At 68.9% G+C, this 22,589-nt stretch carries 23 protein-coding genes and 1 pseudogene; 15 read left to right on the top strand and 9 right to left on the bottom strand.

Annotated elements, in window-relative coordinates:
- Window positions 1–47: 47 nt before the first annotated feature.
- The 7 genes and pseudogenes from QH276_RS14955 to QH276_RS14925 all read left to right on the top strand — a co-directional run.
- Window positions 48–626: pseudogene (locus tag QH276_RS14955) on the top strand (adenylate/guanylate cyclase domain-containing protein); the annotation flags it as partial.
- Window positions 627–730: 104 nt separating this feature from the next.
- The gene (locus tag QH276_RS14950; protein WP_280401037.1) at window positions 731–1,018 is read left to right on the top strand and encodes a DUF1330 domain-containing protein; all 288 of its coding nucleotides are present in this window, start codon (window positions 731–733) and stop codon (window positions 1,016–1,018) included.
- A 98-nt stretch (window positions 1,019–1,116) separates the two neighbouring features.
- Window positions 1,117–1,665: a MarR family transcriptional regulator gene (locus QH276_RS14945; RefSeq protein ID WP_280401036.1), complete on the top strand. Its 549-nt coding sequence runs from the start codon at window positions 1,117–1,119 to the stop codon at window positions 1,663–1,665.
- 31 nt (window positions 1,666–1,696) lie between these two features.
- Window positions 1,697–2,605: a class A beta-lactamase gene (gene bla, locus QH276_RS14940; RefSeq protein WP_280401039.1), complete on the top strand. Its 909-nt coding sequence runs from the start codon at window positions 1,697–1,699 to the stop codon at window positions 2,603–2,605.
- A 79-nt stretch (window positions 2,606–2,684) separates the two neighbouring features.
- The gene (locus tag QH276_RS14935) at window positions 2,685–3,614 is read left to right on the top strand and encodes an aldose 1-epimerase family protein (protein ID WP_280401035.1); all 930 of its coding nucleotides are present in this window, start codon (window positions 2,685–2,687) and stop codon (window positions 3,612–3,614) included.
- Between the two features lie 359 nt (window positions 3,615–3,973).
- A complete protein-coding gene (locus tag QH276_RS14930) occupies window positions 3,974–4,522 on the top strand; it encodes a hypothetical protein (protein WP_280401034.1) in 549 nt (182 codons plus the stop codon).
- 202 nt (window positions 4,523–4,724) lie between these two features.
- Window positions 4,725–5,012: a hypothetical protein gene (locus QH276_RS14925; RefSeq protein WP_280401033.1), complete on the top strand. Its 288-nt coding sequence runs from the start codon at window positions 4,725–4,727 to the stop codon at window positions 5,010–5,012.
- Between the two features lie 132 nt (window positions 5,013–5,144).
- Here the strand turns inward: QH276_RS14925 and QH276_RS14920 are convergent, their stop codons facing one another.
- The gene (locus tag QH276_RS14920) at window positions 5,145–5,804 is read right to left on the bottom strand and encodes an SAM-dependent methyltransferase (RefSeq protein ID WP_280401032.1); all 660 of its coding nucleotides are present in this window, start codon (window positions 5,802–5,804) and stop codon (window positions 5,145–5,147) included.
- Between the two features lie 59 nt (window positions 5,805–5,863).
- On the opposite strand from QH276_RS14920, the gene QH276_RS14915 reads away from it, so the two are divergent.
- Window positions 5,864–6,328, top strand: coding sequence for a MerR family transcriptional regulator (locus QH276_RS14915; RefSeq protein ID WP_280406769.1), 465 nt, complete (start codon window positions 5,864–5,866; stop codon window positions 6,326–6,328).
- A gap of 186 nt (window positions 6,329–6,514) precedes the next feature.
- Here the strand turns inward: QH276_RS14915 and QH276_RS14910 are convergent, their stop codons facing one another.
- The 3 genes from QH276_RS14910 to QH276_RS14900 all read right to left on the bottom strand — a co-directional run bounded on the left by QH276_RS14910 (window position 6,515) and on the right by QH276_RS14900 (window position 8,711).
- Window positions 6,515–7,159 (bottom strand): DUF4097 family beta strand repeat-containing protein, encoded by a 645-nt coding sequence (locus QH276_RS14910; protein ID WP_280401179.1) that lies wholly within the window; start codon window positions 7,157–7,159, stop codon window positions 6,515–6,517.
- 62 nt (window positions 7,160–7,221) lie between these two features.
- Window positions 7,222–8,448 (bottom strand): cytochrome P450, encoded by a 1,227-nt coding sequence (locus QH276_RS14905; protein ID WP_280401178.1) that lies wholly within the window; start codon window positions 8,446–8,448, stop codon window positions 7,222–7,224.
- Between the two features lie 29 nt (window positions 8,449–8,477).
- Window positions 8,478–8,711: a ferredoxin gene (locus tag QH276_RS14900; RefSeq protein WP_280401177.1), complete on the bottom strand. Its 234-nt coding sequence runs from the start codon at window positions 8,709–8,711 to the stop codon at window positions 8,478–8,480.
- A gap of 138 nt (window positions 8,712–8,849) precedes the next feature.
- Here QH276_RS14900 and QH276_RS14895 point away from each other — a divergent pair, with 138 nt between their 5' ends.
- On the top strand, window positions 8,850–12,134 hold the full coding sequence (locus QH276_RS14895; RefSeq protein WP_280401176.1) for a BTAD domain-containing putative transcriptional regulator: 3,285 nt from the start codon (window positions 8,850–8,852) through the stop codon (window positions 12,132–12,134).
- On the opposite strand, the gene QH276_RS14890 is transcribed toward QH276_RS14895, so the two are convergent.
- Together QH276_RS14890 and QH276_RS14885 are read right to left on the bottom strand one after the other, a co-directional pair.
- Window positions 12,118–12,879 (bottom strand): ABC transporter permease, encoded by a 762-nt coding sequence (locus QH276_RS14890; RefSeq protein ID WP_280401175.1) that lies wholly within the window; start codon window positions 12,877–12,879, stop codon window positions 12,118–12,120. The genes QH276_RS14895 and QH276_RS14890 overlap by 17 nt on opposite strands.
- Window positions 12,876–13,820, bottom strand: a complete 945-nt coding sequence (locus QH276_RS14885; RefSeq protein WP_280401174.1) for an ATP-binding cassette domain-containing protein — start codon at window positions 13,818–13,820, stop codon at window positions 12,876–12,878. The genes QH276_RS14890 and QH276_RS14885 overlap by 4 nt, the downstream gene beginning before the upstream one ends.
- A gap of 196 nt (window positions 13,821–14,016) precedes the next feature.
- Between QH276_RS14885 and QH276_RS14880 the strand changes: the two genes are divergently transcribed.
- Genes QH276_RS14880 through QH276_RS14865 form a run of 4 tightly spaced genes read left to right on the top strand, consistent with a single transcriptional unit; the run spans window position 14,017 to window position 16,765 of the window.
- Window positions 14,017–14,598, top strand: coding sequence for an NADPH-dependent FMN reductase (locus QH276_RS14880; protein ID WP_280401173.1), 582 nt, complete (start codon window positions 14,017–14,019; stop codon window positions 14,596–14,598).
- An 8-nt stretch (window positions 14,599–14,606) separates the two neighbouring features.
- Window positions 14,607–16,055 (top strand): DHA2 family efflux MFS transporter permease subunit, encoded by a 1,449-nt coding sequence (locus QH276_RS14875; RefSeq protein WP_280401172.1) that lies wholly within the window; start codon window positions 14,607–14,609, stop codon window positions 16,053–16,055.
- Between the two features lie 57 nt (window positions 16,056–16,112).
- A complete protein-coding gene (locus tag QH276_RS14870; protein WP_280401171.1) occupies window positions 16,113–16,364 on the top strand; it encodes an AbrB/MazE/SpoVT family DNA-binding domain-containing protein in 252 nt (83 codons plus the stop codon).
- Window positions 16,361–16,765, top strand: a complete 405-nt coding sequence (locus tag QH276_RS14865) for a PIN domain-containing protein (protein WP_280401170.1) — start codon at window positions 16,361–16,363, stop codon at window positions 16,763–16,765. Before QH276_RS14870 ends, QH276_RS14865 begins: the two co-directional genes overlap by 4 nt.
- Before the next feature lie 26 nt (window positions 16,766–16,791).
- Here QH276_RS14865 and QH276_RS14860 read toward each other — a convergent pair whose 3' ends face one another.
- Window positions 16,792–17,538, bottom strand: coding sequence for a DsbA family protein (locus QH276_RS14860; protein WP_280401169.1), 747 nt, complete (start codon window positions 17,536–17,538; stop codon window positions 16,792–16,794).
- A gap of 190 nt (window positions 17,539–17,728) precedes the next feature.
- On the bottom strand, window positions 17,729–18,304 hold the full coding sequence (locus tag QH276_RS14855) for a TetR/AcrR family transcriptional regulator (protein WP_280401180.1): 576 nt from the start codon (window positions 18,302–18,304) through the stop codon (window positions 17,729–17,731).
- 89 nt (window positions 18,305–18,393) lie between these two features.
- On the opposite strand from QH276_RS14855, the gene QH276_RS14850 reads away from it, so the two are divergent.
- A complete protein-coding gene (locus tag QH276_RS14850; protein WP_280401168.1) occupies window positions 18,394–19,716 on the top strand; it encodes an oxygenase MpaB family protein in 1,323 nt (440 codons plus the stop codon).
- Window positions 19,717–19,744: 28 nt separating this feature from the next.
- On the opposite strand, the gene QH276_RS14845 is transcribed toward QH276_RS14850, so the two are convergent.
- Entirely contained in the window at window positions 19,745–20,836 is a 1,092-nt protein-coding gene (locus QH276_RS14845; protein WP_280401167.1) for a CapA family protein, read from the bottom strand.
- A gap of 560 nt (window positions 20,837–21,396) precedes the next feature.
- On the opposite strand from QH276_RS14845, the gene QH276_RS14840 reads away from it, so the two are divergent.
- Entirely contained in the window at window positions 21,397–22,452 is a 1,056-nt protein-coding gene (locus QH276_RS14840; RefSeq protein WP_280406768.1) for a hypothetical protein, read from the top strand.
- Window positions 22,453–22,589: the final 137 nt, after the last annotated feature.

Below are 22,589 nucleotides of genomic sequence, written 5' to 3'. Positions count from 1 at the left end.
CCCGCCCGGCCCCGGCGTAAAGGGGGTTGTTGCTGGCGCCCCGGCTGTCGTTTGCGGGGGGGCGCCATCCCGCCGCGGGGCGGGGCGGGAATATCCTGGAGGCCGCCCCAGCCCCGGATTCGACCAGGATCCTGGCCGTCGGTTTCGCCGATATGGTCGGCTACACCCGGCTCACCCGCCACCTGCACCCGGACGAACTCTCGACGCTGCTGGAGGCGTTCGAATCCACCACCGCCGCCGCGATCGCCGAGAACGGCGGCTGGGTGATCAAGAATGTCGGCGACGAGGTGATGTTCGCGGCCGAATCCCCGCTGGCGGCGGCCCGGATCGCGCTGGACCTGCAGGAATCCACGATGACCGTCGGTACCACGCCGGAACTGCGGGTCGCACTGGCCTACGGTCCGGTATTGCAGCGGTTCGGTGACCTGTACGGGTCGGTGGTCAATATCGCTGCCCGGCTCACCGGTGTCGCCCGGCCGGGCACGATCCTGATCGACGACGGCGCCGCCGCGGAACTCGCGGGCGAGCGGGAGTTCACGATCCGGCATCTGCGCAGTGTCCGGGTCCGCGGGTTCAACCGGCTGCGGCCGCATCTGCTACGGCGCAACGGCAAGGCCCCGTCCTGAGCGGCCACGGTTTCACGATATGGGATTCTCCATAACGAAAATAGCGTTATGGGTATCGTCGTGGGGGAGTCGATCTTGGCTCAGGTGTGCAAAGGAGACCCAGAATGCCCAAGGGCTACGTCATCGTGACCGAGACGATCAAGGATCCGGCCGGTATGGCCGAATACGGGAAAGCGGCCGCGAAAGCTATGGCCAAGGGGGTCACCGTGCTGGCCGTCGACACCAAACCCCAGGTCCTGGAGGGCGAATGGCCCGCCACTCAGACGGTGGTGCTGGAATTCGAATCTCCGGAGGCGGCCCGCGCCTGGTACGAGTCCGAGGAGTACCAGGCCGCGATCCCGCTGCGGCAGGCCGCGGCCGACTCGAATGCGGTGATCATCAACGGTCTGTAGCGCCGCCGCGCCGGTTCCTGCGCCGTTGACGCACCCAAACGATTCACCGCCGGGTGCGTGACTCGTATAGTGCCACCGAGTTCTGGTATGCATGAATCATGCACGATGTCGGTAGGGCTGCCAACCTTCTGGGCGCGCTGGCGCTGGCCGTCGGCGATCGGCTGCAGTCCACCGCGCAATCGCGTGTCGCTATGAGTCCGAGCGCGGCGGCCGTGCTCGTCGTCCTGCGCGAAGTCGGACCCATGGGAGTTACCCGCCTGGGGTACAGCGTGGGGCTGACCCAGTCGGCGACTACCCGCGTGGCGGACTCCCTCGAGCAGGCGGGGCTCGTCGAGCGCACAGCCGTGGGCCGCGAGCGGGTCATCACCCTGACCCCGGCCGGTACGGAGGCGGCGCAGTCGGTGCTGGACGAGCGCGCCGCCTGGCTCGGGCATGTGCTGTCAGCGTTGGACGCGGCAGATATCGCTGCGCTGGAACGTATCTCATCCACTCTGCTGCGGCAGGTGTACGGCACCGTGCCGAACAGTGCATTGCTGTGCCGGTTCTGTGACCGAGCCGTCTGTATCAGTACCGCGGAATGCCCTGTCGGACGGGCCGAACGAGACCGGGACGCCGGTGATCGGCCGGCGCACACCTGTGGCCGGTGACGGCCGCGGCCGCCGAAGGAGCTCGATGAATATGCCGCGACCGGCCATCTCTCGCCGTACCGTGCTGGGGGCTGTGGCGCTGTTGCCGCTGGCAGGCTGCTCGAGCAGCGAAACACCCGCGTCCCCGCCCACCGCGACGACACCTGCCCGCGTCGAGCCGAATCTCCGGCTGATCGAGTTGGAACAGAAGTACAACGCGCGTTTGGGAATCTATGCGCTCGCCACCGGAACGGGCAGGACGATCGAGTATCGGGCAGACGAGCGGTTCGCCTTCTGTTCGACCTTCAAAGGCTTGGCGGCGGCCGCGGTCCTGCACCGGCACCCGATGTCCTATCTGGACAAGCTGGTGACCTATACCGAGGCCGACCTCTTGAAGAATGCCGCGATCACACCCCGGTTCGTCACCAGCGGGATGACCATCCGGCAACTGTGTGACGCCGCCATCCGGTACAGCGACGGCACCGCCGGTAATCTGCTGCTGCGGGACTTGGGTGGCCCGGCCGAACTCACGGCGTACACACGCGGTCTCGGCGATACCGTCACCCGCATGGATCGCATCGAACCGGCGATCACCGAAGCCGTCCCGGGGGACCCGCGGGACACCACCACTCCCCGCGCGATAGGCACCGACTACCAGAAAATCGTTCTGGGGGACGCCCTCCCGGCCGGCAAACGTGCCTTCCTGCGCGACCTGATGGAACGCAACGCGACCCAGGCGGGCGCTGAGCGAATCCGGGCCGGGGTCCCGGCGGGCTGGAGAGTCGCCGATAAGACCGGAACAGGCGATTACGGCACGCTCAACGATATCGGGATCGTCATGCCTCCGGACGATTCGCCACTGGTCCTCTCGATCATGTCGAGCAAGGACACCGAGGACGCACCGTACGAACAGGGGATCATCGCCGAAGCTGCCGAATGGCTGGTATCGAACCTCTTGTGACCCGTCGCAGTGGAAATGGCGACGCGACACCCTGGTGGGGAGCTCACCACGCGGGGGAGCCGGAACCTACGCTGGTGACGTGACCGCATCCGAGCCCACAGCGACCGGCAGCCCACTCGTATTGGAAGCGGGCGGGGTACGCGCCGAGATCGGTACGGTGGCCGCCGTATTGCGCGGGCTTACCGTGCACGGGGTCGCGGTGACCGAACCGCTGCCCGCCGATTCCCCACCGCCGATGGCGGCCGGTATCGTGCTGGCGCCGTGGCCGAATCGCGTGCGTGATGCGGTCTGGATGCTCGACGGGGTCCGGCAGCAGCTCGATATCACCGAAGTATCGCGCTCGAACGCGATACACGGGCTGTTGCGCAACACCGATTACGCGGTGCGTGCGCAGACGGCGCAGGCGGTGACGCTCGGCGCACTCATACCGCCCCAGCACGGCTGGCCGTTCCTGTTGGACACCTGGGTGCGCTACGAACTGCGCCCCGGCGGGCTGTCGGTAACCCACGGGGTGGTCAACCATTCGGACCGGCCGGCCCCGTATGCGGTGGGGGCACACCCGTACTTCCGGATCGGTACGACACCCGTCGAGCAGTTGCGACTGACCGTGGCCGCGACCACCTATTTCGAGCTCGACGACCGGATGAATCCGGTCGCCGAGCATCCCGTCGAGGGCACCCCGTACGACCTGCGGGCCGGAGTTCCGCTGGCGGATCTGTCACTCGACACACCCTTCGGCGGCGTGGTTCCCGGTGTCGCCGCGAGCCTCACCGCTCCGGATGGGGCGCGGGTCGAACTGCTCCACCACTCCGACTGGCATTATCTGCAGGTCTTCACCGCCCGCGATTTCCCGCGGCTGCCGGGGCGCGGTCTCGCGGTCGCGCTGGAACCGATGACCGCGCCGCCCGATGCCTTGAATTCCGGCGCCGGTCTGCGCCGGCTCGAACCCGGCGAGCGCTGGGAGGGCCGCTGGGCCGTGCGGTATGTGCCGGGCGCGGGTGGTAGCTGACAGTCGCCGGGGCGCTTCGTAACGACACGTACGGCTCCGGTGCGGGCATGTCGCGTCGCCGGCCGCGGCCCCGTCGACAGTGCCGATGCCGAGCTCACCCGGACCGAGGAGCCGTGGCCGTGACGCCGCGGCCCCGCTGCCTCGGTAGCGACTGCTCGCGCCGCCTGTTTTGTGTAAACCCTTGTCGCAACGCAAAATTCAAACAGCGATAATGCTCGAACCGGGCTCCGGGCCGGGCGCGCCCGCGTAATCTGTATGCGGCAATCGCCAGGGAAATCGGTGAGTGGGTCGCCGGTGGTGGAATGCGTCCGGGGGTGGCAGCGGTAGCCGTACCGACCGGGTGCCGGAAGGGGGCCGGGGTGGGCGTTACCGACGGGATCGGGCCGCTCCCGAACAGCGGGATCATCTCGACGGTATTCACTCGCGCGGCCGAATTCGATCGTGCCGCCGCCGCGGAATTCGATTGCGGTCTGCTCGAACCGCTGGCCGGGCTGGTGGTGGCCCATCGCCGGATGGCGGCGGCTCGCCCGGAGTGGGACGATGTCGTACTGTCCGCGGATCCCGCGAATCGAGTAGCGGTACTGGCGGAAACGAGCCCGGACGGGGATGCGTTCACCTGCGCGTGGGACAGCATCCAGCGGCATATGCTCTCGGTGGATCTCGAAGCGCGCCGCATCCTGGCCCCGCCCCCGCCTCATGCGGTGCCGCATCACGAGGGGCTCGGCGCGGTATTCGGCCGGATGGCCCATCTGTACACGATCAGCCACGACCGGTTCGTCCTGGACGGGCCCCGGGGCCGCCACCGGCAACAGTTGGCTCGTGCTTTCGCCGCCTACGAAGCCCTTGCCCGAGATCTGGTCGCCGGCCGCACCCGCCTGCCCGCCCTGTCCGACCGCCCCGCCTCCTGAAACCGCACCGGGACCTCGCCGTGACGAGCAGGCCCGGCCGGGGCGGTCCCGCGCCCGCGAACGACCGGTCGTATCCCGAACCGCCGCACAGGTATTCGGTCGCGTTGCCCGATCAGGCCGCCTGGACCTGTACCCGGAGCGGAGAAGCTCTATCCTCGACAGCAGTGGGCCGGACCAGTCCGCGAGCAGGCAGGGGAACGGAATGGACGTCGAGGACGCGCGGCGATTCGCGGCGGGGATATGGCAGCACCCCGATCTGTCGGGGCCGCAACGGCTGGCCGCGGTCAAAGCGGACGCCCACGCCCGCGGCAAGGAACCCTTCGACCTGGACCGGTTGGAGGCATTGTGCGACACCAGCCATGAGGGCCGGATGGACCCGGTGCAGTGGCGCCGCCGCCGATTCGAACTGGTCTACTACAGCCACCCGGAAATGATGACGATCGAAGACCTGGCCGCGCACGTGATGTTGTCCCAGGGCTGGGTGGGCTGACCGCGGGCCGCGGCGTACCGTCCAGCGCGCGGTCCCGATCGGCCCCGGCGGTGACCTGCCGTCCAGCCGGTGCGCCTGCGCCCCGCCCGATGGGTGAGGTGCCGCCGGCCGGTGCGTCGGTGCCGCGGTAACTCAGCGGCGTTCGCCGTCGCGGGGATCCCCCGGCCCGGGTCCGGCCGGCGGTTTGATCGCGAGGACCTGGACCGTGGTGCTCGGTCCGTGGTGGAACTTGCCCTCGCTGATGTCACGGTCGACCTCGCGGCACTGTTCCAGCAGCAACCCGGTCAGGTCGCGCCGGAGTTCGGCCGGTGTCGGCAAGGCGTCCGGGTGCGGTGGACCGCCGATGCCCGGACGGTCCAGGTGGCGCGGAGTGTAGGCCTCGAGGACGAAAACACCACCCGGCCGCAGGGCGCGGGCGCAAGCCGCGTGCAGTGCCGGACGTACCGCGGAGGGGACGTGCGCCCAGATGGATACGATGCCTGACCAGTGGTTCGCGCCGAAGTCGTAGGTGGTGAGGTCGGCGACGACGGTTTCTATGGTGACTCCGTGCCGGTCCGCCAGTTTCCGGGCGTTGGCCAAGCCGACATCCGACAGGTCGACCGCGGTGACGGCGTGGCCCCGCGCTGCCAAGTAGACCGCGTTACGGCCCTCGCCTTCGGCCAGGCACAACACCGGGCCCGCGGGGATGCGCGCGGCGACTTCGCGCAGGTAGTCGTTGGGTTCGGTGCCGTAGGACGCGAACGGTTCGGCATAGCGTTCGTTCCACAGTTCGGCCGGTGTCCGGATTTCCATCTGTCACTCCTCGGTGCGAAGTCTTGACGACACCGACCACTCTGCAAGTTAATGTGAACATGAAGTCAAGCCAGTCCGTGGGGGTGAACGGCGCCACCCACTCGATCGGTGAGATCGCCGGATACTTCGGCCTCGCGCCCCATGTGCTCCGGCACTGGGAATCGGTGGGCCTGCTCACCCCGGCCGCCCGGATCGGTGGCCGGCGCCGCTACACCCCGGCGCATCTCGCGCGTGTCGCGATGATTCTGCGCAGCAAGGAGATCGGTCTGAGCCTGGCGCAGATCCGCGACCTGCTCGACGCCTGTGACGGCCGGGGCCGCCGCCGGATCCTGCAGTCGCAGCTGGATTCGCTCGACGAGCAGATCGAGCGGATCCAGACCTCGAAACAGTTGATCGCGCACGTACTCACCTGCCGGTACGAGGACTTCACCGAATGCCCCCGCTTCCAGGAGGAAATCGTCGCGGCCGGCGCCGGCGCGGCCGCGGACCATGCCGAGGCCCGCCGCCGGCCCGCCGGGAGATGAGCGGCGCCGGCGCCAGATCGGCCGGTCCGGACAGCCCGGGTGGAGATGCGGTCGGCGAGCATCCGGGTGGAGGACGGGTTGCTGGTTCCGCCGCTGACCACGACGAGCCCCGGCGACCCCGGTCGACCTGGCTCGGGTCGACCGGGGTCGTTTCGCTCCGGCGGCACGTTCGGCGCGCTGCGCCGGTCAGGCGGCCGCGGCGTGCCGGATGGCGATATTGCCGTAGGAGTTACGGGCGTACACGCGCACGGTTTCCGCGCCGGACAGCGGCGGGTCGGCCGGCCCCATCTGGTTGTGCACGCTGCCGTACAGCGCGTTCACTTCCATCGACACCGCGCTACCGGGGCTGATACCGATCTCGAGTTCGCCCATGGATGTTTCCAGCCGCAGTTCGCCGCGGATGGCCGCGCCGATCCGGATATCGCCCTTCGCGACCTTCGCGGTCACCGAATCGGCCGGGCGTTCGACGGTGATATCGCCGGCGGCCACCTCGAGATCGCATCGGCCGAGTTCGCCGGTCGCCGCGATGCGGCCGACTCCGGCAGTGCCCCGCACGCGGGATCCGGTGGGTACCTCGATGGTCACGGTGATCGTCGGATTGCCGCCGAACGGGGTGTGGGTGCGCCAGTCCTTCGGCGTGGTCACGGTCAGCACACCGGCGGTGAAATCCACCCGGGTCTGCTCGGCGGCGCGGATATCGCCCTTCTTGGACGCATCGGCCGGCCGGATATCGACGACGGTATCGGTGCGATCGGAGGCGTGCACGGTGACCTCGGCGGACAGCACCTCGACGTGAAGGGTGATCGGCTCCGGGGTCTGGAAGGTGGACATGGCGGTACTCCTCTGGGTAGGTGTTTCGGAAATATCGATGGGTGATGGTTGCCGGCGGCGGCCTACCGGGGTGTTTCGGTCCAGGTGACCGGCAGTTCGTGGACGCCGTAGATGTTCATATCGGTCCGGAGTTTCACCTCGTCCGCGGGAACGGCGAGGGCGAGCGTGGGGAAACGCCGGATGAGCGCGGCGAAACCGGCCCGCATCTCGACACGCGCCAGCTGCTGGCCCAGGCACTGATGCACGCCGTGGCCGAACGACACCAGGCCGCGGGCCTTGCGGTGGACATCGAGAGTGTCGGGATCGTCGAAACGCCGGGGGTCGCGGTTGGCGGCCAGCAGGGAGACGACGACCGTCGACCCTGCGGGGATCGTTTCGCCGCCGAGTTCGAGATCTTCGGTGGCGTAGCGGTAGAAGATATCGGCGACCGCGAGGTAGCGCAGGAGTTCCTCGACGGCGTCGGGTACGAGGTCGAGGTCGGCCCGCAGTTCCGCAAGCTGCTCGGGGTGTTCCAGGAGTGCGAACGTCCCCAGGGACAGCATATTGGCGGTGGTTTCGTGGCCGGCGAGCAGCAACAGGAACGAGATTCCGGTCAGTTCCTCGATACTCAGATCCTCGTCGCGGGCCAGGTCGGACAGGATATCGTCGCCGGGTTCCGCGCGTTTACCGGCGACCAGTTCGGCCAGGAAGGTCATCATGGCGCCGTAGGCGGCCATCTTCTCCTCGATCGGCTGGTCCCGGACGAGGAACTTGGCGGAGTTCGTCTGGAAGGTGTCCCGGTCGGCGTAGGGGACGCCGAGCATTTCGCAGATCACCAGCGAGGGCAGCGGCAGGGCGAATTCCCGGACCAGGTCGACCGGCGGGGTCAGCCGCGCCATCTCGTCCAATTGCCGCTCCGCGATCTCGATGATGTGTTCTTCGAGCTGCTTCATTCGTTTGACGGTGAAGGCGCTGATGAGCTTGCGGCGCAGCCGGGTGTGCTGCGGCGGGTCCATCGCGATGAACATGCCCGGGATCTGCGGGGACGGTTCCGTCTGGACCGGCATATCGGGGCTCGCGTCGAGGGCGTGCAGCACACCGATGTCCTGGCGGGAGCTGAACCGGGTATCGGCCAGCAGCTGCCGGACCTCCTCGTAGCCGGTGACGAGCCACCCGGCGTGTCCGTCGGGGAAGATCAGCGGACTCACGGGGCGGGCCGCGCGCAACTCGGTGATCTCGCGGGGCGGGTCGAACGGGCCGGCGTTGCGTTCGGTGGGCAGGCCGTGCGGGACGGGGACGGTGCTGGTCATGGGAATCTCCATTTCGTCGGGATGGTCGGCTAGTTGTGTGCGGCGAGCGTGATCGCGCCGGCGGGGCAGTTGTGGACGGCTTCGCGAACGGCCGCCTCCTGATCGGGTCCGGGTGCGTGGGCCGGGCCGATCACCCGGCCGTCGTCCCCGTCCTGGTCGAAAACCCCGGGGGCGGTGAGCACGCACATACCGGCGCCGATGCAGCGTTCCCGGTCCACCCGGAGCGCCGTCAGCGGCTCTCGCTGGTTGCTGTGGCTGTTCATGTGAGTACTGTCGCGGGCTCGGCTGATACCGGGCTGACGCCGGGCTGACACGAACAATGGGGGACCCGGCCGCCCCTCTCAGCAGTTCTTTCCCAGGGCGGACTACGGCCCCGCACCCGTGCACGGCAGAATGGTCCGGTGCAGATCGGGTTGCTTGGACCGCTCGAAATCCGGGCAGATGACGGTGGATCGATTGAGATTCCGGGCGCCAGGTTGCGGGCGTTGTTCATCGCGCTCGCCCTCGAACCCGGCCGGGTGGTGCAGCGGACCACGCTGATCGATTGGATCTGGGGCGAACAGCCACCCGCGGACGCGGCGAACGCCCTGCAGGCCCTGGTGTCCCGGTTGCGCCGTGTCCTGCCCGCCGGCGTGCTCGACGGAGAAGCCGGCGGATACCGCTTGGTGGCCGAACCCCACACGGTCGATGCCGTCCGGTTCGAGCAGCTGCTCGAGCGGGCCCGCGGCGGTGGTGACGCGCACCGAGCCGAGTTGCTGCGCGATGCCCTCGACTTGTGGCGCGGTGCGCCGATGCAGGGTGTCGAGGTACGCGACAGCGAGGCCGTCGACGCGGTGGTCACCCGGTTCGAAGGGTTGTATCTCGCCGCGCGGGAAGATTTCTACGACGCGGAGATCGGCCTCGGCCGCGGCGCGCGACTGGTCCCCGAACTGACCGAGCTGGTGGCCCGGAACCCGGTGCGGGAGCGGCTGGTCGCCGCGCTGATGCGCGCACTGGCCGCCGCCGGCCGGGGTTCCGAAGCACTGGTCGTGTACCAGACCGCCCGCGAGGCCCTCGCCGACACACTGGGTGTGGACCCGTCCGCGGAGCTCTCGGCGCTGCACGTCGCGCTGCTGCGCGGCGAAGTGGCGGAACCGGAGAACGATCGCCGGACCAACCTGCGCGCCGAGTTGACCGAATACATCGGCAAATACGCCGATATCGCCGCCGTCCGCGACCTCATCTCGAACCATCGCCTCACCACCGTGACCGGGCCCGGCGGCTCCGGGAAAACCCGGCTCGCACTGGAAACCGCGCGGACCCTGCTCGACGACCTCCCGGACGGCGCGTGGCTGGTGGAGCTGGCCGCCGTGGGGCCGGACGGCGACCAGGCGGACGGCTCCGGCGGGCCCGGACGCGCGACGAGTATCGCGCAGGCGGTGATCGCCGCGCTCGGCCTGCGCGACGCGCTGCTCGGCGGTGCGCCGAACGCGGAACCGATGGACCGGCTCATCGCGGCGGTCCGGGACCGCGAAACGCTGCTGATCCTGGACAACTGCGAGCATGTGATCGATTCGGTGGCCGCGTTCGCGCACCGGCTGCTCGGCGAATGCCGGCGGTTGCGGATCCTGGCGACGAGCCGGGAGCCGCTCGGTATCACGGGTGAGGCGTTATGGCAGGTCGAGCCGCTGACGTTGCCGGCCGAGGGCGCGGATCCGGGGGAGATCGAAAACTCTCCGGCGGTGCGGTTGCTGCGCGACCGCGCCGGCGCCGTCCGTCAGGATCTCGCCGCCGATGCCCGTGCCCTGGCGACCATGGCGCGGATCTGCCGCGCGCTCGACGGAATTCCCTTGGCGATCGAACTGGCCGCGGCGCGGTTGCGCACGATGTCGCTCGATCAGCTGGCCAATCGCCTCGACGACCGGTTCCGTCTGCTCACCGGCGGTAGCCGGATCGCGCTACCGCATCACCGGACGTTGCGCGCGGTGGTCGACTGGAGCTGGGAGTTGCTCAGTGACGCCGAGCGGACGGTGCTGCGCAGGCTCGCGGTCTTCTCCGGTGGCGCGAGCCTGGAGGCGGCCGAACAGGTGTGCGCGGCGGTCGAATCCGGCGATCCGGGCGGGCAGGGCGTGCCGATCGAGCCCTGGGAGGTTCTCGAACTGCTGACCACCCTGACCGAGAAATCGCTGCTCATCGCGACCGAACACAGTCTGCCGGGTGAGTATGTCGCGGACAGCGGCTTGCCGGATGGCCGGATCACCGAGCGAGGTCTACCGGGCGAGCAGGGCGGACTGCGGTATCGGATGCTCGATACGATCGCGCAGTACGCGCGCGACCGGCTGCTGGAATCGGGGGAGGCCGATGCCGTGCGCCGGGCGCATCTCGCGTATTTCACCGGCCTCGCCGATACCGCGGAACCGCAGCTGCGCCGCGCCGGACAGCTGGCGTGGCTGGCCGTTCTCGACGCCGAACACGGCAATATCGCGGTCGCGATGCGCGCCGCGCTGGCGGCCGGTGATTCCGCCGGAGCGTTGCGGCTCGCCGCGGCCGCCGGCTGGTACTGGTGGCTCGGCGGGCACAAAGCCGAGGGTCTGGAATTCCTCACGGCGGTGGCCGACGCGCCCGCCGAGGTGGACGACGCCACCCGCGCGCTGGTGTACGCGCTGGTCATGCATTTCCTGAGCTCCGGCCGCAACGATGCGCAGCAGGTGGAGGAATGGATCGACAAAGCGCACCGGTTCGGCCGGCAGGTGCGGGCGGGTCATCCGGCGCTGGCGTTCATCGGCGCGCTGAAAAATATTTTGCGCGGGCCCGAGGCGCTGCCGACCGCGTTCGAACCGCTGCTCACGCACGAAGACCCGTGGGTGCGCGCCCTGGCGAGCCTGCAGATGGGCAAGATGCGGATCATTCTCGGGCAGGACGGCCCGCAGGTGCAGGATTATCTCGAACGCGCACTGGCCGAATTCCGGGCCCTCGGTGAGCGGTGGGGTATCTCGTTCGCGTTGACCGAGCTGGCGAACCGGCTCGCCACCCGCGGTGAATTCGCTGCCGCCTGTGCGCTTTTCGACCAAGCTGTCGACGTAGTCGCCGAGATCGGCGCGGCCGAGGACCTCGTCGGAATTCGTTCGCGCCAGGCGCAGTTGTACTGGCTCGCGGGGGAGACCGAGGCGAGCGCGGCCGCCATGGCCGAGGCACAACGGTACGCGGACCGGGACTTCTGGCCTGCCGTACTGGCCGAACTGGCGCTGGCGAAGGCCGAGCTGGCCCGGTGGAGCGGGGATACCGGGCAGGCCGCTGAGCAGATCGGGGTCGCGATCGGCGTACTGGGTGACCAAGCGGAGAACCCGCAATTCAGTTCGGCGATCGACACATTGCGCGGTTACCTCGCGACAGAGCTCGAGGAAGCCCGCAAGTACCATGCCGCGGCGTTCGAGGCGGCGGCCGCGGCCGGGCATACCGGTCTCGTCGCCCAGGTGCTGGTCGGGATCGCGGATCTGGCGTTGCGCGCCGGGCGCGCCGAGCAGGCCGCACAGTTGGTCGCGGTAAGCGCCGCGGTGCACGGGATGCCGGACCGTTCCCAGCCGGACGCGGCCCGGGTCGAGCAGGCGGCACGAGATCGCCTCGGTGAGGAACGCTTCACCGAGGCGATACGGGTTGGTGCGGAATCGGACTGGCAGGAGCTGGCCGCAGCTACGCTCGCCGGTTGAAAGTAGCGCGCGACCACAGGAATCCGACGACGGCGAAGCCTGCGCACCAGGCCAGTGCCGCGGCGGTGTAGCCGCCGGAGGGATTGCCGGCGAGGAAACCGCGCAGCGCTTCGATGATCGGTGTGAACGGCTGGTATTGCGCGAACTGCCGCACACCCTGACCCATTTTCTCGGCCGGAACGATCGCGGTGCTGAGGAACGGCAGCATGATCAGCGGCACCACGCCCATCCCCGCGGATTCCGGGGTTTTCGCCGCCATACCCAGCGCGACCGTGAGCCAGGACGCCGCGAAGGAGGTCGCCGCCATGATGCCGATCGCTCCCAGCCAGTCCAGCGCGGTGGCCGGCGGCCGGAAACCCAGCGCGAACGCCACACCGACGACAGCCGCGATGGCGACGGCGTTGGTCAGGATGGTGGCCACCACGTGACCGGTCAGGACGGCACCCCGCGAGACGTCCATGACCTTGAACCGGTTGATGATGCCCTTCGACATATCGGAGCTCACCGCGACCGCGGTGCCCGACAGCCCGTAGCTGATGGCCAGCAGGATCATGCCCGGGGTCGCGTAGTCGATGTATTCACCGCCGACGGCGAAAGCGCTGCCGAATACGTACACGAAGATCAGCATCATGACGACCGGCATGAACGCCGCGTTGAAGACGGTGACCGGGTTGCGGGCGATATGTTTGAAGTTGCGGCGCAACATGATCGGCGAATCGGCCAGTGGTGCGGTGAGTGTGCTCATGATGCGGTGACCTCCGTGGTCGCATGGCCGGTGAGGGAAAGGAAGACATCGTCGAGATCGGGGGTGTGCACGGTGACCTCGGCGGCTTCCAGTGCGTGTTCGTCGAGGCGGTCGAGTATCCGGCGCAGTGATTTCGATCCACCGTCGCCGGGCACCCGCAGGGTCAGTGCTTCGTCGTCAGGGGTGGATCCGGGCAGGGCCCGCGCCGCCGCGTCCAATGCCGTGCCGTGGGTGAACCGCAGCCGGATATGACTGCCGGGAACCCGGCGCTTGAGTTCGGCGGCCGTGCCCTCGGCCACGATCCGGCCCTGGTCGAGGACGGCGATCCGGTCGGCCAGCTGATCGGCCTCTTCCAGGTATTGGGTGGTGAGGAAGATCGTCACCCCGTCGTCGGTCAGGTTCCGCACGATCTCCCACATGGTGCGTCGGCTCCGCGGATCGAGCCCGGTGGTGGGCTCGTCCAGGAACACGATCTCCGGCCGGGTCACCAGGGTCATCGCCAGATCGAGCTTGCGGCGCATCCCACCGGAATAGGTCGCCGCCCGCTTGCCCGCCGAGGCCGTCAGGTCGAACCGCTCCAGCAGTTCGGCGACGACCCGCTTGCGATCGGCGCCGCGCAGCCGGTGGATATCCGCCATCAGCTCCAGGTTCTCCGCGCCGGTCAGCAACTCGTCCACGGCCGCGAACTGGCCGGTCACCCCGATCGCCGCGCGGACCGCCCGGGTTTCGGTGGTGATGTCGTGCCCGGCCACCCGCGCGGTACCGCCGTCGGCTTTCAACAGCGTGGTCAGGACGTTGACGGTGGTCGTCTTGCCGGCGCCGTTGGGCCCGAGCAGGGAGAAAATCGTGCCGGTAGCGATATCCAGGTCGATACCGTCGAGGACGGTTTTGTCCCCGTACGCCTTCCGCAGCCCCGAAGCCGCGATTGCTGAACTACTCATGGGAAGCACTGTCGCCGGGCCGGCTGATACGGGCCTGACGTCTGGCTGATACCTCCGCTGACATGTCAGGCGCGTCCGGCCGGCGAGCCGCCGTGCGGACCGTCTCGCGCAGCGAACTTGACCTCAACAATGGTTTAGGAAGCAAGGTGGTGTGCGGCGGCCGATGGGGACGCCGAACGCAGTAGGGGAGAGACCGATGACGACGATATCGACCGGCACCGCCACCACCGCGCCACCGTTGCGGCTGGCCGTGGTGATCGGCAGCAGCAGGCAAGGGCGCTTCGCGCCGACCGTGGCCGACTGGTTCCTCCGGCACGCGACCGCGCGGCCCGATCTCACGGTCGGCGTCGTCGACGTGGGTGAACTGGACCTGCCGCACACTTTCGGCGTGCCCGCGCCCGGTGCCTCGGCCACCGCTGCCGCATTGGCCGAGGCGGATGTTTTCGTGGTCGTCACACCGGAGTACAACCACAGCTACCCGGCGGCGCTGAAGAATCTCATCGATGCACACGGACGGGAGTGGCAGGCCAAACCCGTCGGCTTCGTCAGCTACGGCGGGATATCGGGTGGGCTCCGCGCGGTCGAACATCTGCGCGGCGTCTTCGCCGAACTCCACGCGGTCACCGTGCGCGATACCGTCAGCTTCCACAATCCGTGGCGGCAGGGCGGCCCGGCGGGCGCGGAGGCCGATACCGCGGCGAAAACGATGTTGGATCAACTGGTCTGGTGGGGCGAGGCGCTGCGCGCGGCCCGTGCCACCCGGCCTTACGGGCAGTGAGGCCGGTCATGCGACACAGTGTGACGACAACAGCGGCCCTGCAGGCACCGGCCCGTAACCCGATGACGGTCGCCCTCGTCCTGGTGGTCGGTTCGATCATGGCCACCCTCGACCAGACCATCGTGAATGTCGCGATCAACCGGCTCTCCGCCGAATTCGCGGCGCCCCTGGCCACCATCCAATGGGTGTCCACCGGCTATGCGCTCGCGGTCGCGGGGGTGGTCCCCGTGGCCGCCTGGGCGATGGGCAGATTCGGCGCGAAACGCCTGTACCTGGTGGCCGTGACGATTTTCGCGATCGGTTCGCTGCTGGCCGGCGCGGCCTGGAATATCGAATCGCTGATCGCCTTCCGGGTGCTGCAGGGCCTCGGCGGTGGACTGCTCATGCCGGTGGGGATGACCGTACTGCTGCGCGCGGCCGACCCCGAACGGCTGGGCCGCGCGATGAGCACGATGGGGCTGGCGATCCTGGTCGGCCCGCTCGCGGGGCCGGTGCTCGGCGGCTATCTGATCGACGAAATGTCCTGGCGCTGGATGTTCTACGTGAACGTTCCGGTCGCCGCGGTGGTGCTGGTGCTCGCCGGGCGGATCTTCCCGGCCGACGAACCGCAACCGCGCCGGCGGATCGATACGCTCGGCGTCGCGTTGATGTCGCCCGGCTTGGCTCTGCTGATCTACGGAGTCACGGCCGCGGGGGAACGCGGCGGTGTCTCGCTCGGTCAGGTGCTGCTGCCGCTGCTGCTCGGCGCGGTCCTGGTGGCGATCTTCGTGCACCGCGGGTTCACCGCCCCGGAGCCGTTGCTGGATCTGCGGATCCTGCGCCGCCGCGAAGTCGGGGCCGCCGCCGCGCTGCTCGGCCTGTTCGCGGCGGGCTATTTCGGGGCGATGCTGTTGCAGCCGCTGTACTTCCAGGTGGTGCGCGGTGAATCGGCGCTGGTGGCCGGGGCGCTCGGCATCCCGTTCGCGCTGGCCTCCGGGGTCACGATGCAGGTTGCCGGCCGGCTCATCGACCGCTTCCCGCCGGGTCGCTACCTGCCCGTCTCGATCACCGTCGGGATCGTGGGCTTCCTGCTCTTCCGGGCCCAGCTGGACACCGATTCCTCTTATTGGGGTCTCTGCGCGGCGATGCTCCTGATGGGTGCCGGTGGTGGCGGCACGATGATGCCCGCCATCACCACCGCGACCCGTGCGCTCACCCCGGAACAGCAGGCGGGCGGCAGCACGACCGTGAACCTGATCAACACCACGGTCATGGCGATCGGCACCGCGGTGGTCGCGGTGGTGCTTTCCGCCCTGCTGCCGATCACCGGCGGCTTGCAGGCGCTGCACGATCTCGCCCCCGCCGAGCACGCGGTCCTGGCCCCCGCCCTGGCGGAGGCGTTCCAGAGCGCCTATCTCATCGCGCCGGCCCTGATGGCCCTCGCCGTGATACCCGCGCTGCTGCTACCGCGCCGGTGAAGCCCGATGAGGCTCGCCCGCGCTATCCTTACCTTGTTACTCGAGTAAGGAGCAGATATGGACGCGTTGGCGCGGTTGACATCGAAAGGGCAGATCACGGTTCCGAAGGCGGTGCGCGAAGCGCTGGAATTACACACTGGCGACAGTGTGCACTTCCGCGTCGAGGGCGAGGTCGTCGTGTTGGCAAGGACTCCGGAACTGCTCGAACTGGCCGGTAGTGTGCCTGTTCCGGCGCGGGTACGCGGGCGCACTTGGGACGAGATCCGGGATGCGGCCTGGGCGGAGCAGTGGCGGGACAGGGAGTCGTGACCGTCTACCTGGACACAAACATCCTGGTCCGGCATTTCACCCAGGATCCGCCCGAAATGGGGCGGCGGGCTACTGCCCTGCTGTCGGATTCCGAGGACCTGTACTTGCCGGACCTGATCCTCGCCGAGACGGTGTACGTCCTGCAGAGCGTCTATAAAGTGCCCAGGCCCGAGGTGGCTGCGCTGATGCGTTCGGTGATCGGCTCGCGCAACATCGCGTCCGACGATCCAGCAGTGCTGATCCGGACCCTCGACGTCTACGAGCACCATCGTCTGGCATTCGCCGACGCGTACCTTGTTGCGTTGGCCGAGGCGGATCCCCGCTCGGCCATCGCGTCGTTCGACCGGGGGATCGGCAAAGTCGGTACGGTCCGCCGAATCGAGCCCGGCGAGAACGTCTGAGGGTGTCGATGTCCGCGGAGTGGTGCTCAGCGGGCGGCGGCGATGACCGAGGCGAGACCGTTCGGCTCGAGGAGGGCCGCCGAGTCGGTGACCTCCTGGTCGTTGACGTAAACGGTGGGGGTGCCGTTGACGCCGGAATCGAGGACCTCGTCGGTCTTCGTGCGCAGGTAGGCGTCGTACCGGCGTTCGGTGATGCAGTCGGCCACGGCGGCATCGGTGTAGCCGCCTGCTTCGGCGATCTCGATCAGGTCGCTGTCGGGCAGGCCGTCGCCGCCCTCCTCGGGCTGGCGGGCGAACATTTCGGCGAGCCAGCCCTGGTACCCGTCCAGTCCGGAGTCGGCGACGCAGAACGAGGCGTTGCCGGCTCGGGAGGAGTACTCGGTGGTGCTGGCGCGGTCCAGGAAGGAGATGACGCTGTACTCGACCGCGGCGCTGCCGTCGCGCACGGCGTCCTCCAGCACCTTGCCGTTGGCCTCCTCGAAGGCTTTGCAGAACGGGCACTGCAGGTCCAGCACCACCCGCACCGTCACCGGGGCGTCCGATTCTCCGATCCGGACAGCGCCGTCGGCCAGCACGTTCCGGGGAGTGGACCCGCTACCGGCGGCGGTGGGGACACCGGCAACCTCCTCCGCCATCGCGCCCCGGGCCAGTAACCCGACGCCCACCGCGGCGGCGATCACCAGCACGGCGAGGACGGGAATCAGTACGAAGAGCAGTGTGCGGTTCGACCCTGTGTGCTGCGGCGGCGGCCATCCGCCCGGATTGGTGCTCATTTCCCATGCTCCCGCTCGCCCGATATTTCCGCGGCCAGCCTAGTGGGGCGGTTCGGGAATGTGCTCCGGACGTTCGTCCGCAGTGCCGGGCGGGTTGCGATATCCGGGCACGGGTTCGTCAGCGACTGCGCCCGTGCTGTTCCGCGCCTCGAAGGCGCACAGGTGCCGGACAGTCACGGGGATCGGCCCGTTACCGGATCCGCTGTAGCAGTTCGGAGTTGAGCCGGCGCACCAGTGCGCGCAGGCGTTCGTGCGTGGCCTCCTCCGGTTCGCTGAGACGTAGTTGCAGCAGTTCGCGTCCGGCCGCGTGCAGGACCCGCGCGGTGTAGCCGGGGTCTTCGAGGTCGGGGTTGAAGCGCAGCAGTTGCTGGACGAAGAACTCGCGGACCACGGCCTCGGACTGCGCGAGCCGCTCGTAGAGCGCCGGCGGCGCACCCTGCGGCGGGAACAGGAACAGCCGCCAGGTCGCGGGGCGGGTGTCGACCGCGTGCAGCAGGCTGTCGAAGGCGCGCAGGGCCGGGTTGGCGTGTGGGTCGTCCGCGTCCGTGGCGACGGCCTCGGCGAACTGGGCGGCCGCGCGCCCGGCTTCGCGGTCGATCAAGGCGACGAACAGGCCGGAGAGGTCACCGAACTGCTGGTACAGCAGGGAGCGATCGATACCGGCGGCTTCCGCGATGCGGTGCGGAGTGGCCGCGTGGAAACCCTCGGCGTCGATGATCGCGTGCGCGACGTCGAGGATCTGCCCGCGCCGCGCTTCGGCGGGCATCCGCCGTCGGCGCTGCGAATTCATGCTTGACAGCTTAACTAACACTGCGTGAGTATTAACTCACACGGCGTGAGTTAATGGAGGGCGCGATGCCTACGTACTACCCGGAGCTTGCGCGGCGGGTGCGCAGTCAGCGCGAGCTCCAGCCCGCCCTCTACGGCGACCTCGATTTCGACAAGCAGCCGTACCGTCTGGTGACCGGGCGGGGTGAGCCGTCGTCCCTGCCCCGCGGGGTCGCCGACCGGGAATCGATCCTGGCCGACGACCGCGTCGTCGAGTTGATGTCCACGGCGACCATGCTGGGCGATATCGTCGCCGACCCGCTCGCGGCCCTCACCGCCGAGCACAGCGTGAGCAGCCTGATCGCCATGGTCCGCCGCGCGTGCCAGGAGGGCGTGGACGCCGTGCCCGACGCGCCGCCGGAGCTGGTGTCGTTCATCTCCGCGATGGAAGCCACACCCGAGTGGGTCGATCCGGACCTGGTACGCCGTGGCGCGAAGGCGGCCCGCACCCCGGCCGCGCTACTGGCGCCCTTCGTCACCCGGGGCGCGTTCATCGCGACCTTCACCAACACCTACGCGGCGCTGCCGATGGCGCTCACGGGCGCGCTGTCCGGCCGGCGCGCGGCCCGCCGCGTCAACGAGACGGCGTCGTTCTTCGCCGTCACCACCTTGCCCGGCGCACTGGACCGCTTCGGTCCGGGTTTCGAGGCGGCGGCCATGGTGCGGCTGATGCATTCGATGGTCCGCTACAACGCGCTGAAGCGGTCCGAGCACTGGGATACCGATATCTACGGGGTGCCGGTGCCGCAGGTCGATCAGATGCCGGCCGGGATGATCGACCTCTACCTTCTCGCCGTCCGGGTGCGCCGGCAGGGCCGCACCGCATTCACCGCCGACGAGCGTGCGCAGGTCGAATTCAGCCGCTACCGATGTTTCCTGCTCGGACTCCCCGAGGAGTTGCTGCCGACCACGCCCGCGGAGATCATCCATGTATTCCATGCCCGCGCCGCCCTCCTGCGGGACGGCTTCGACGACGCCACCTGCGGCGAACTGATCCGGTCCACCATGGCCGCCTACCTGCGGCCCCGCGAAACCGTTTTCGACCGCATCGCCGACGCGGTCGAAAAGAGCTACAGCAAGGCCGGTTTCGTCCTCGCGTTCTGCCGCGGCAGCCTGCGTATCGCCCGGGGGATGGGCGTGTCGCTCGGTCCGGCCGATTTCGCGCGGATCGCCGCCACCGCCCCCTTCATCCTCGGGCGGTTGCTGCTCGTGGACGTCGCGACCCGTATCCCGTTCCTGGACCGGGCCGTCGATCGCTACCTCGTCCGGCTCATCGAGCGCCGGCTGGCCGATTACGGCAAACCCGAGTTCGTCAGCGACGCTCGTACCTACACCCCCGCCCTGGGTTGACGGCACTGCCGGTATCGAGGGAAGGCGATTACCGGTGGGCGGTCAGCAGGCCGTCGGATCCGGTATCGATGCGTGTCCCGTACCGGCGGCTGATATCGCCGAGCACGGTCCGTAGCCACCGGGTGTCGGCAGAACCGGCTCGCTCGAGTCGAATGCGCCGGATACGCAACGGCAGCATGCGCACGGTGGTGGGTCCGCCGAGTTCGAGGGTGACCAGGTACAGCAGCCGCAGCTCCGGCCGGTAGGACTCGTGACCGCCGATTCCCTCGTAGTCGTCGATTACATCGCCGCAGCCGTACAGGATGGGTTTGCCCCGGTAGATTTCGATCGGCCGGGGGTGGTGCGCGGAATGGCCGTGCACGATATCGATACCGGTGTCGATCAGCCGGTGCGCGAACTGCTGCTCGCTCAGGCCGATTCCGTAGCCCCAGTTCGGCCCCCAGTGCACCGACACGATCGTGAGGTCTCCGTCGCGGTACCAGGGCCCGAACCGGGCGGCCACGTCGTCGGCGTGGTGCGTCGAGGGATGGTCGATCAGGCACACCCCCGGATTGCTGCCCGCGGCCCAGCTCGCGGGAACCCCGCTGGACAGGGTCGATACCGACGCAATCAGTACCCGGCGCCCACCCGGGACCGGCACCACCGCCGGACGCTGTGCGGCCGCGCGATTCGCGCCCGCACCGGCGGCGCGGATACCCGCACCGGCCAGCGCGTCGAGAGTGTCGGCCAGCCCGCGTAGGCCGAAATCGAGGGAATGATTGTTGCTCAGTGCGCAGGCATCGGGACCGAACGCGGTGAGCGCCGGCAGATTGCCGGGGTGCATCCGGTAGTGGACCCCTTTGCCCGGTGCGAAATCGCCATCCGCGGTGATCGCGGTTTCCAGGTTGACGAGCCGGATATCGGGCGCGAGTTCGTCGACGATACCGAGCACCTCGCCCCATGGCCGGGTGAAACCGTAGGGGCGCGGAATCGGCCCGTTCGCTTGTTCGGCCAGCTCGACGTAGCGCCGGGCATCCCGGACGCACGGCTCCCGGAGCCGTGGGTGGCCTGGTCGTGGCAGGAGCTGATCCACGCCACGGCCGAGCATGACGTCACCACCCAGCGCAACCGTGACCGTCATGGCGCCGCCGGACCCCGCGACATCGGTTCACCCGCCTGTGCCGGTCCGGTCGTCCGCCCCGGTACCGATGTTCATAGTCGAAAACTATCACCACACGATTACCTGATCCAGCAGTTGCCGGAGCGGCATGGGTGCGCACCGTAGGCCGCCGCTTTCCCGGTGCCCCCAGCACTCCCCGCGGACCGTCTGGGTGGCCACGCCGAGGGGTGAACCGGCGCCCGGGCCGACGCAGTGCGCTCATTCCGTGTCCGGAGTGTGCTCGCTCACCGAATCGATCACGGGTACCGAACGTGGATCCGGTCACAGGCGAATTCGGAACCTCGCTGGGCCGGTGTATCGAATGCTGCTGAAAAACACTTGTTAACAGCGTATTTCGTAACCGGGTGCCGGTGGCGGCCGAAGCTATATTACCGAAAAGTATTGTGGCCCAGCTCTCTTGTCGGCGAAATAGCGCTCGACCTGCGGGTGCAGTGTTCTATGCTGAGGTACGTCGACGGCGACAAAGCCCAGCGGGGCGGCGATATTCGCGTCCCATTCAATTCGCGCGGTAAGGCGAAACGGTGGACCACAAGGTCGAGACCAGAAATACTTCGGAATATTCACCCCATGCCCGGCCCGGGAAAATCGAGCGATCCGGTTCCGAATTCCGATGTGGTTGGAAACTCTGGTCCGTCGCGGTACTCAGCCTGCTCACCTTCGCGCTGCTGTTCCAGCCCTGGCTGGCCGCCTCGGGCCCGCACGGCGAGGTGCGCAGCGACGCCTTCGGCCGGCTCGACGGGTCCGTTCCCGTACTCCGCAACACCGGTGAGCGCCTCACCGAAAACGTCGTCTCCATCAGCGGATCATGGGGCGGGCTCGCCGCCGCCGCCGCGTTGCTCACCGTGTCCGGTCTCTGCCTGTATCGGAAGACGCGCGCCGGGCTGTTGCTCGCGATCGGCGCCGCGGTGGCCAACGCCGTATTCGTTCCGGCGGCGTTGCTGCACCTCAACGGTAAAGCGCCGGCCCTGCGCGCGATGACCGAGGATCACGACGAGCTCAGAACCGCACTCGGCGATATCGTGCACACGTTCTTCGGCGGAGGGTCCGGTGCCGCGGCGACCGAGCAGGCGGCCACTGCCGCTCTGACGAACCAGGGACTGATCTGCGGATTCCTCGCGGTGGTCACGGCCGTGATCGCGCTCGGTATGCGGGGACCGGTCCGCGCGGCCGTCGACGAGGCCCGCGCCCACGCCGAGCTTGCCGAGCTGTCCGCGGCCCGCGAGCCGGCCGATGACCGTGCCGTCGTCGTCCACGAGACCGTGCCGGTTCCGGAACCGCGCCTCCAGCTCGTCGTATCGGCCGCAGACCACCCGCTCGGCCGGACAGAGCCGGACCGGACCGCGGAACAGGTTTGTTACGACGAAGACGGCAAACAGCGGATCCTGCCGCGGGCGGTGCCCCGCCGCAGCGACACCCAGCTCGGTTACCCGCGCCGGGAACGGCAGACGGCTCGGCGTGTCCGGCCGCGCCCCGTGAGCCGGGCGGTCACCACAGTCCAGCCCGCCGCCGGGGCACTCCGGAAGGGGCGGGCCGCCCAGTCCGCGGCCGGCGCCCAACGGCATGTCGCCCAGCGCTGAGACCATCGCGGCCCCCGGGGGGGGGGGGGTGGGCCCCCCCCGGGGGGGGGGGGGGGCCCGGGGGGAGGGGGGGGGCGGGGTGGGGTGTTTTGCGGGGGGTTTGGGGGGGATTTTGGGTTGGGGGGGTTTGTGGGGGG

This window comes from Nocardia carnea (assembly GCF_029869215.1).
GTDB classification, from domain to species: Bacteria; Actinomycetota; Actinomycetes; order Mycobacteriales; family Mycobacteriaceae; genus Nocardia; species Nocardia carnea_B.
This window is presented reverse-complemented; position numbering and strand designations above follow the sequence as displayed.

What these genes read in the sequence shown, in the direction of transcription:
- QH276_RS14950 (WP_280401037.1), top strand. Translation starts at nt 731, where the DNA reads ATGCCCAAGGGCTACGTCATCGTGACCGAGACGATCAAGGATCCGGCC.
- QH276_RS14945 (WP_280401036.1), top strand. Translation starts at nt 1,117, where the DNA reads ATGCACGATGTCGGTAGGGCTGCCAACCTTCTGGGCGCGCTGGCGCTG.
- bla (WP_280401039.1), top strand. Translation starts at nt 1,697, where the DNA reads ATGCCGCGACCGGCCATCTCTCGCCGTACCGTGCTGGGGGCTGTGGCG.
- QH276_RS14925 (WP_280401033.1), top strand. Translation starts at nt 4,725, where the DNA reads ATGGACGTCGAGGACGCGCGGCGATTCGCGGCGGGGATATGGCAGCAC.
- QH276_RS14920 (WP_280401032.1), bottom strand. Translation starts at nt 5,804, where the DNA reads ATGGAAATCCGGACACCGGCCGAACTGTGGAACGAACGCTATGCCGAA.
- QH276_RS14915 (WP_280406769.1), top strand. Translation starts at nt 5,864, where the DNA reads ATGAAGTCAAGCCAGTCCGTGGGGGTGAACGGCGCCACCCACTCGATC.
- QH276_RS14910 (WP_280401179.1), bottom strand. Translation starts at nt 7,159, where the DNA reads ATGTCCACCTTCCAGACCCCGGAGCCGATCACCCTTCACGTCGAGGTG.
- QH276_RS14905 (WP_280401178.1), bottom strand. Translation starts at nt 8,448, where the DNA reads ATGACCAGCACCGTCCCCGTCCCGCACGGCCTGCCCACCGAACGCAAC.
- QH276_RS14900 (WP_280401177.1), bottom strand. Translation starts at nt 8,711, where the DNA reads ATGAACAGCCACAGCAACCAGCGAGAGCCGCTGACGGCGCTCCGGGTG.
- QH276_RS14890 (WP_280401175.1), bottom strand. Translation starts at nt 12,879, where the DNA reads ATGAGCACACTCACCGCACCACTGGCCGATTCGCCGATCATGTTGCGC.
- QH276_RS14885 (WP_280401174.1), bottom strand. Translation starts at nt 13,820, where the DNA reads ATGAGTAGTTCAGCAATCGCGGCTTCGGGGCTGCGGAAGGCGTACGGG.
- QH276_RS14880 (WP_280401173.1), top strand. Translation starts at nt 14,017, where the DNA reads ATGACGACGATATCGACCGGCACCGCCACCACCGCGCCACCGTTGCGG.
- QH276_RS14875 (WP_280401172.1), top strand. Translation starts at nt 14,607, where the DNA reads ATGCGACACAGTGTGACGACAACAGCGGCCCTGCAGGCACCGGCCCGT.
- QH276_RS14870 (WP_280401171.1), top strand. Translation starts at nt 16,113, where the DNA reads ATGGACGCGTTGGCGCGGTTGACATCGAAAGGGCAGATCACGGTTCCG.
- QH276_RS14860 (WP_280401169.1), bottom strand. Translation starts at nt 17,538, where the DNA reads ATGAGCACCAATCCGGGCGGATGGCCGCCGCCGCAGCACACAGGGTCG.
- QH276_RS14855 (WP_280401180.1), bottom strand. Translation starts at nt 18,304, where the DNA reads ATGCCCGCCGAAGCGCGGCGCGGGCAGATCCTCGACGTCGCGCACGCG.
- QH276_RS14850 (WP_280401168.1), top strand. Translation starts at nt 18,394, where the DNA reads ATGCCTACGTACTACCCGGAGCTTGCGCGGCGGGTGCGCAGTCAGCGC.
- QH276_RS14845 (WP_280401167.1), bottom strand. Translation starts at nt 20,836, where the DNA reads ATGACGGTCACGGTTGCGCTGGGTGGTGACGTCATGCTCGGCCGTGGC.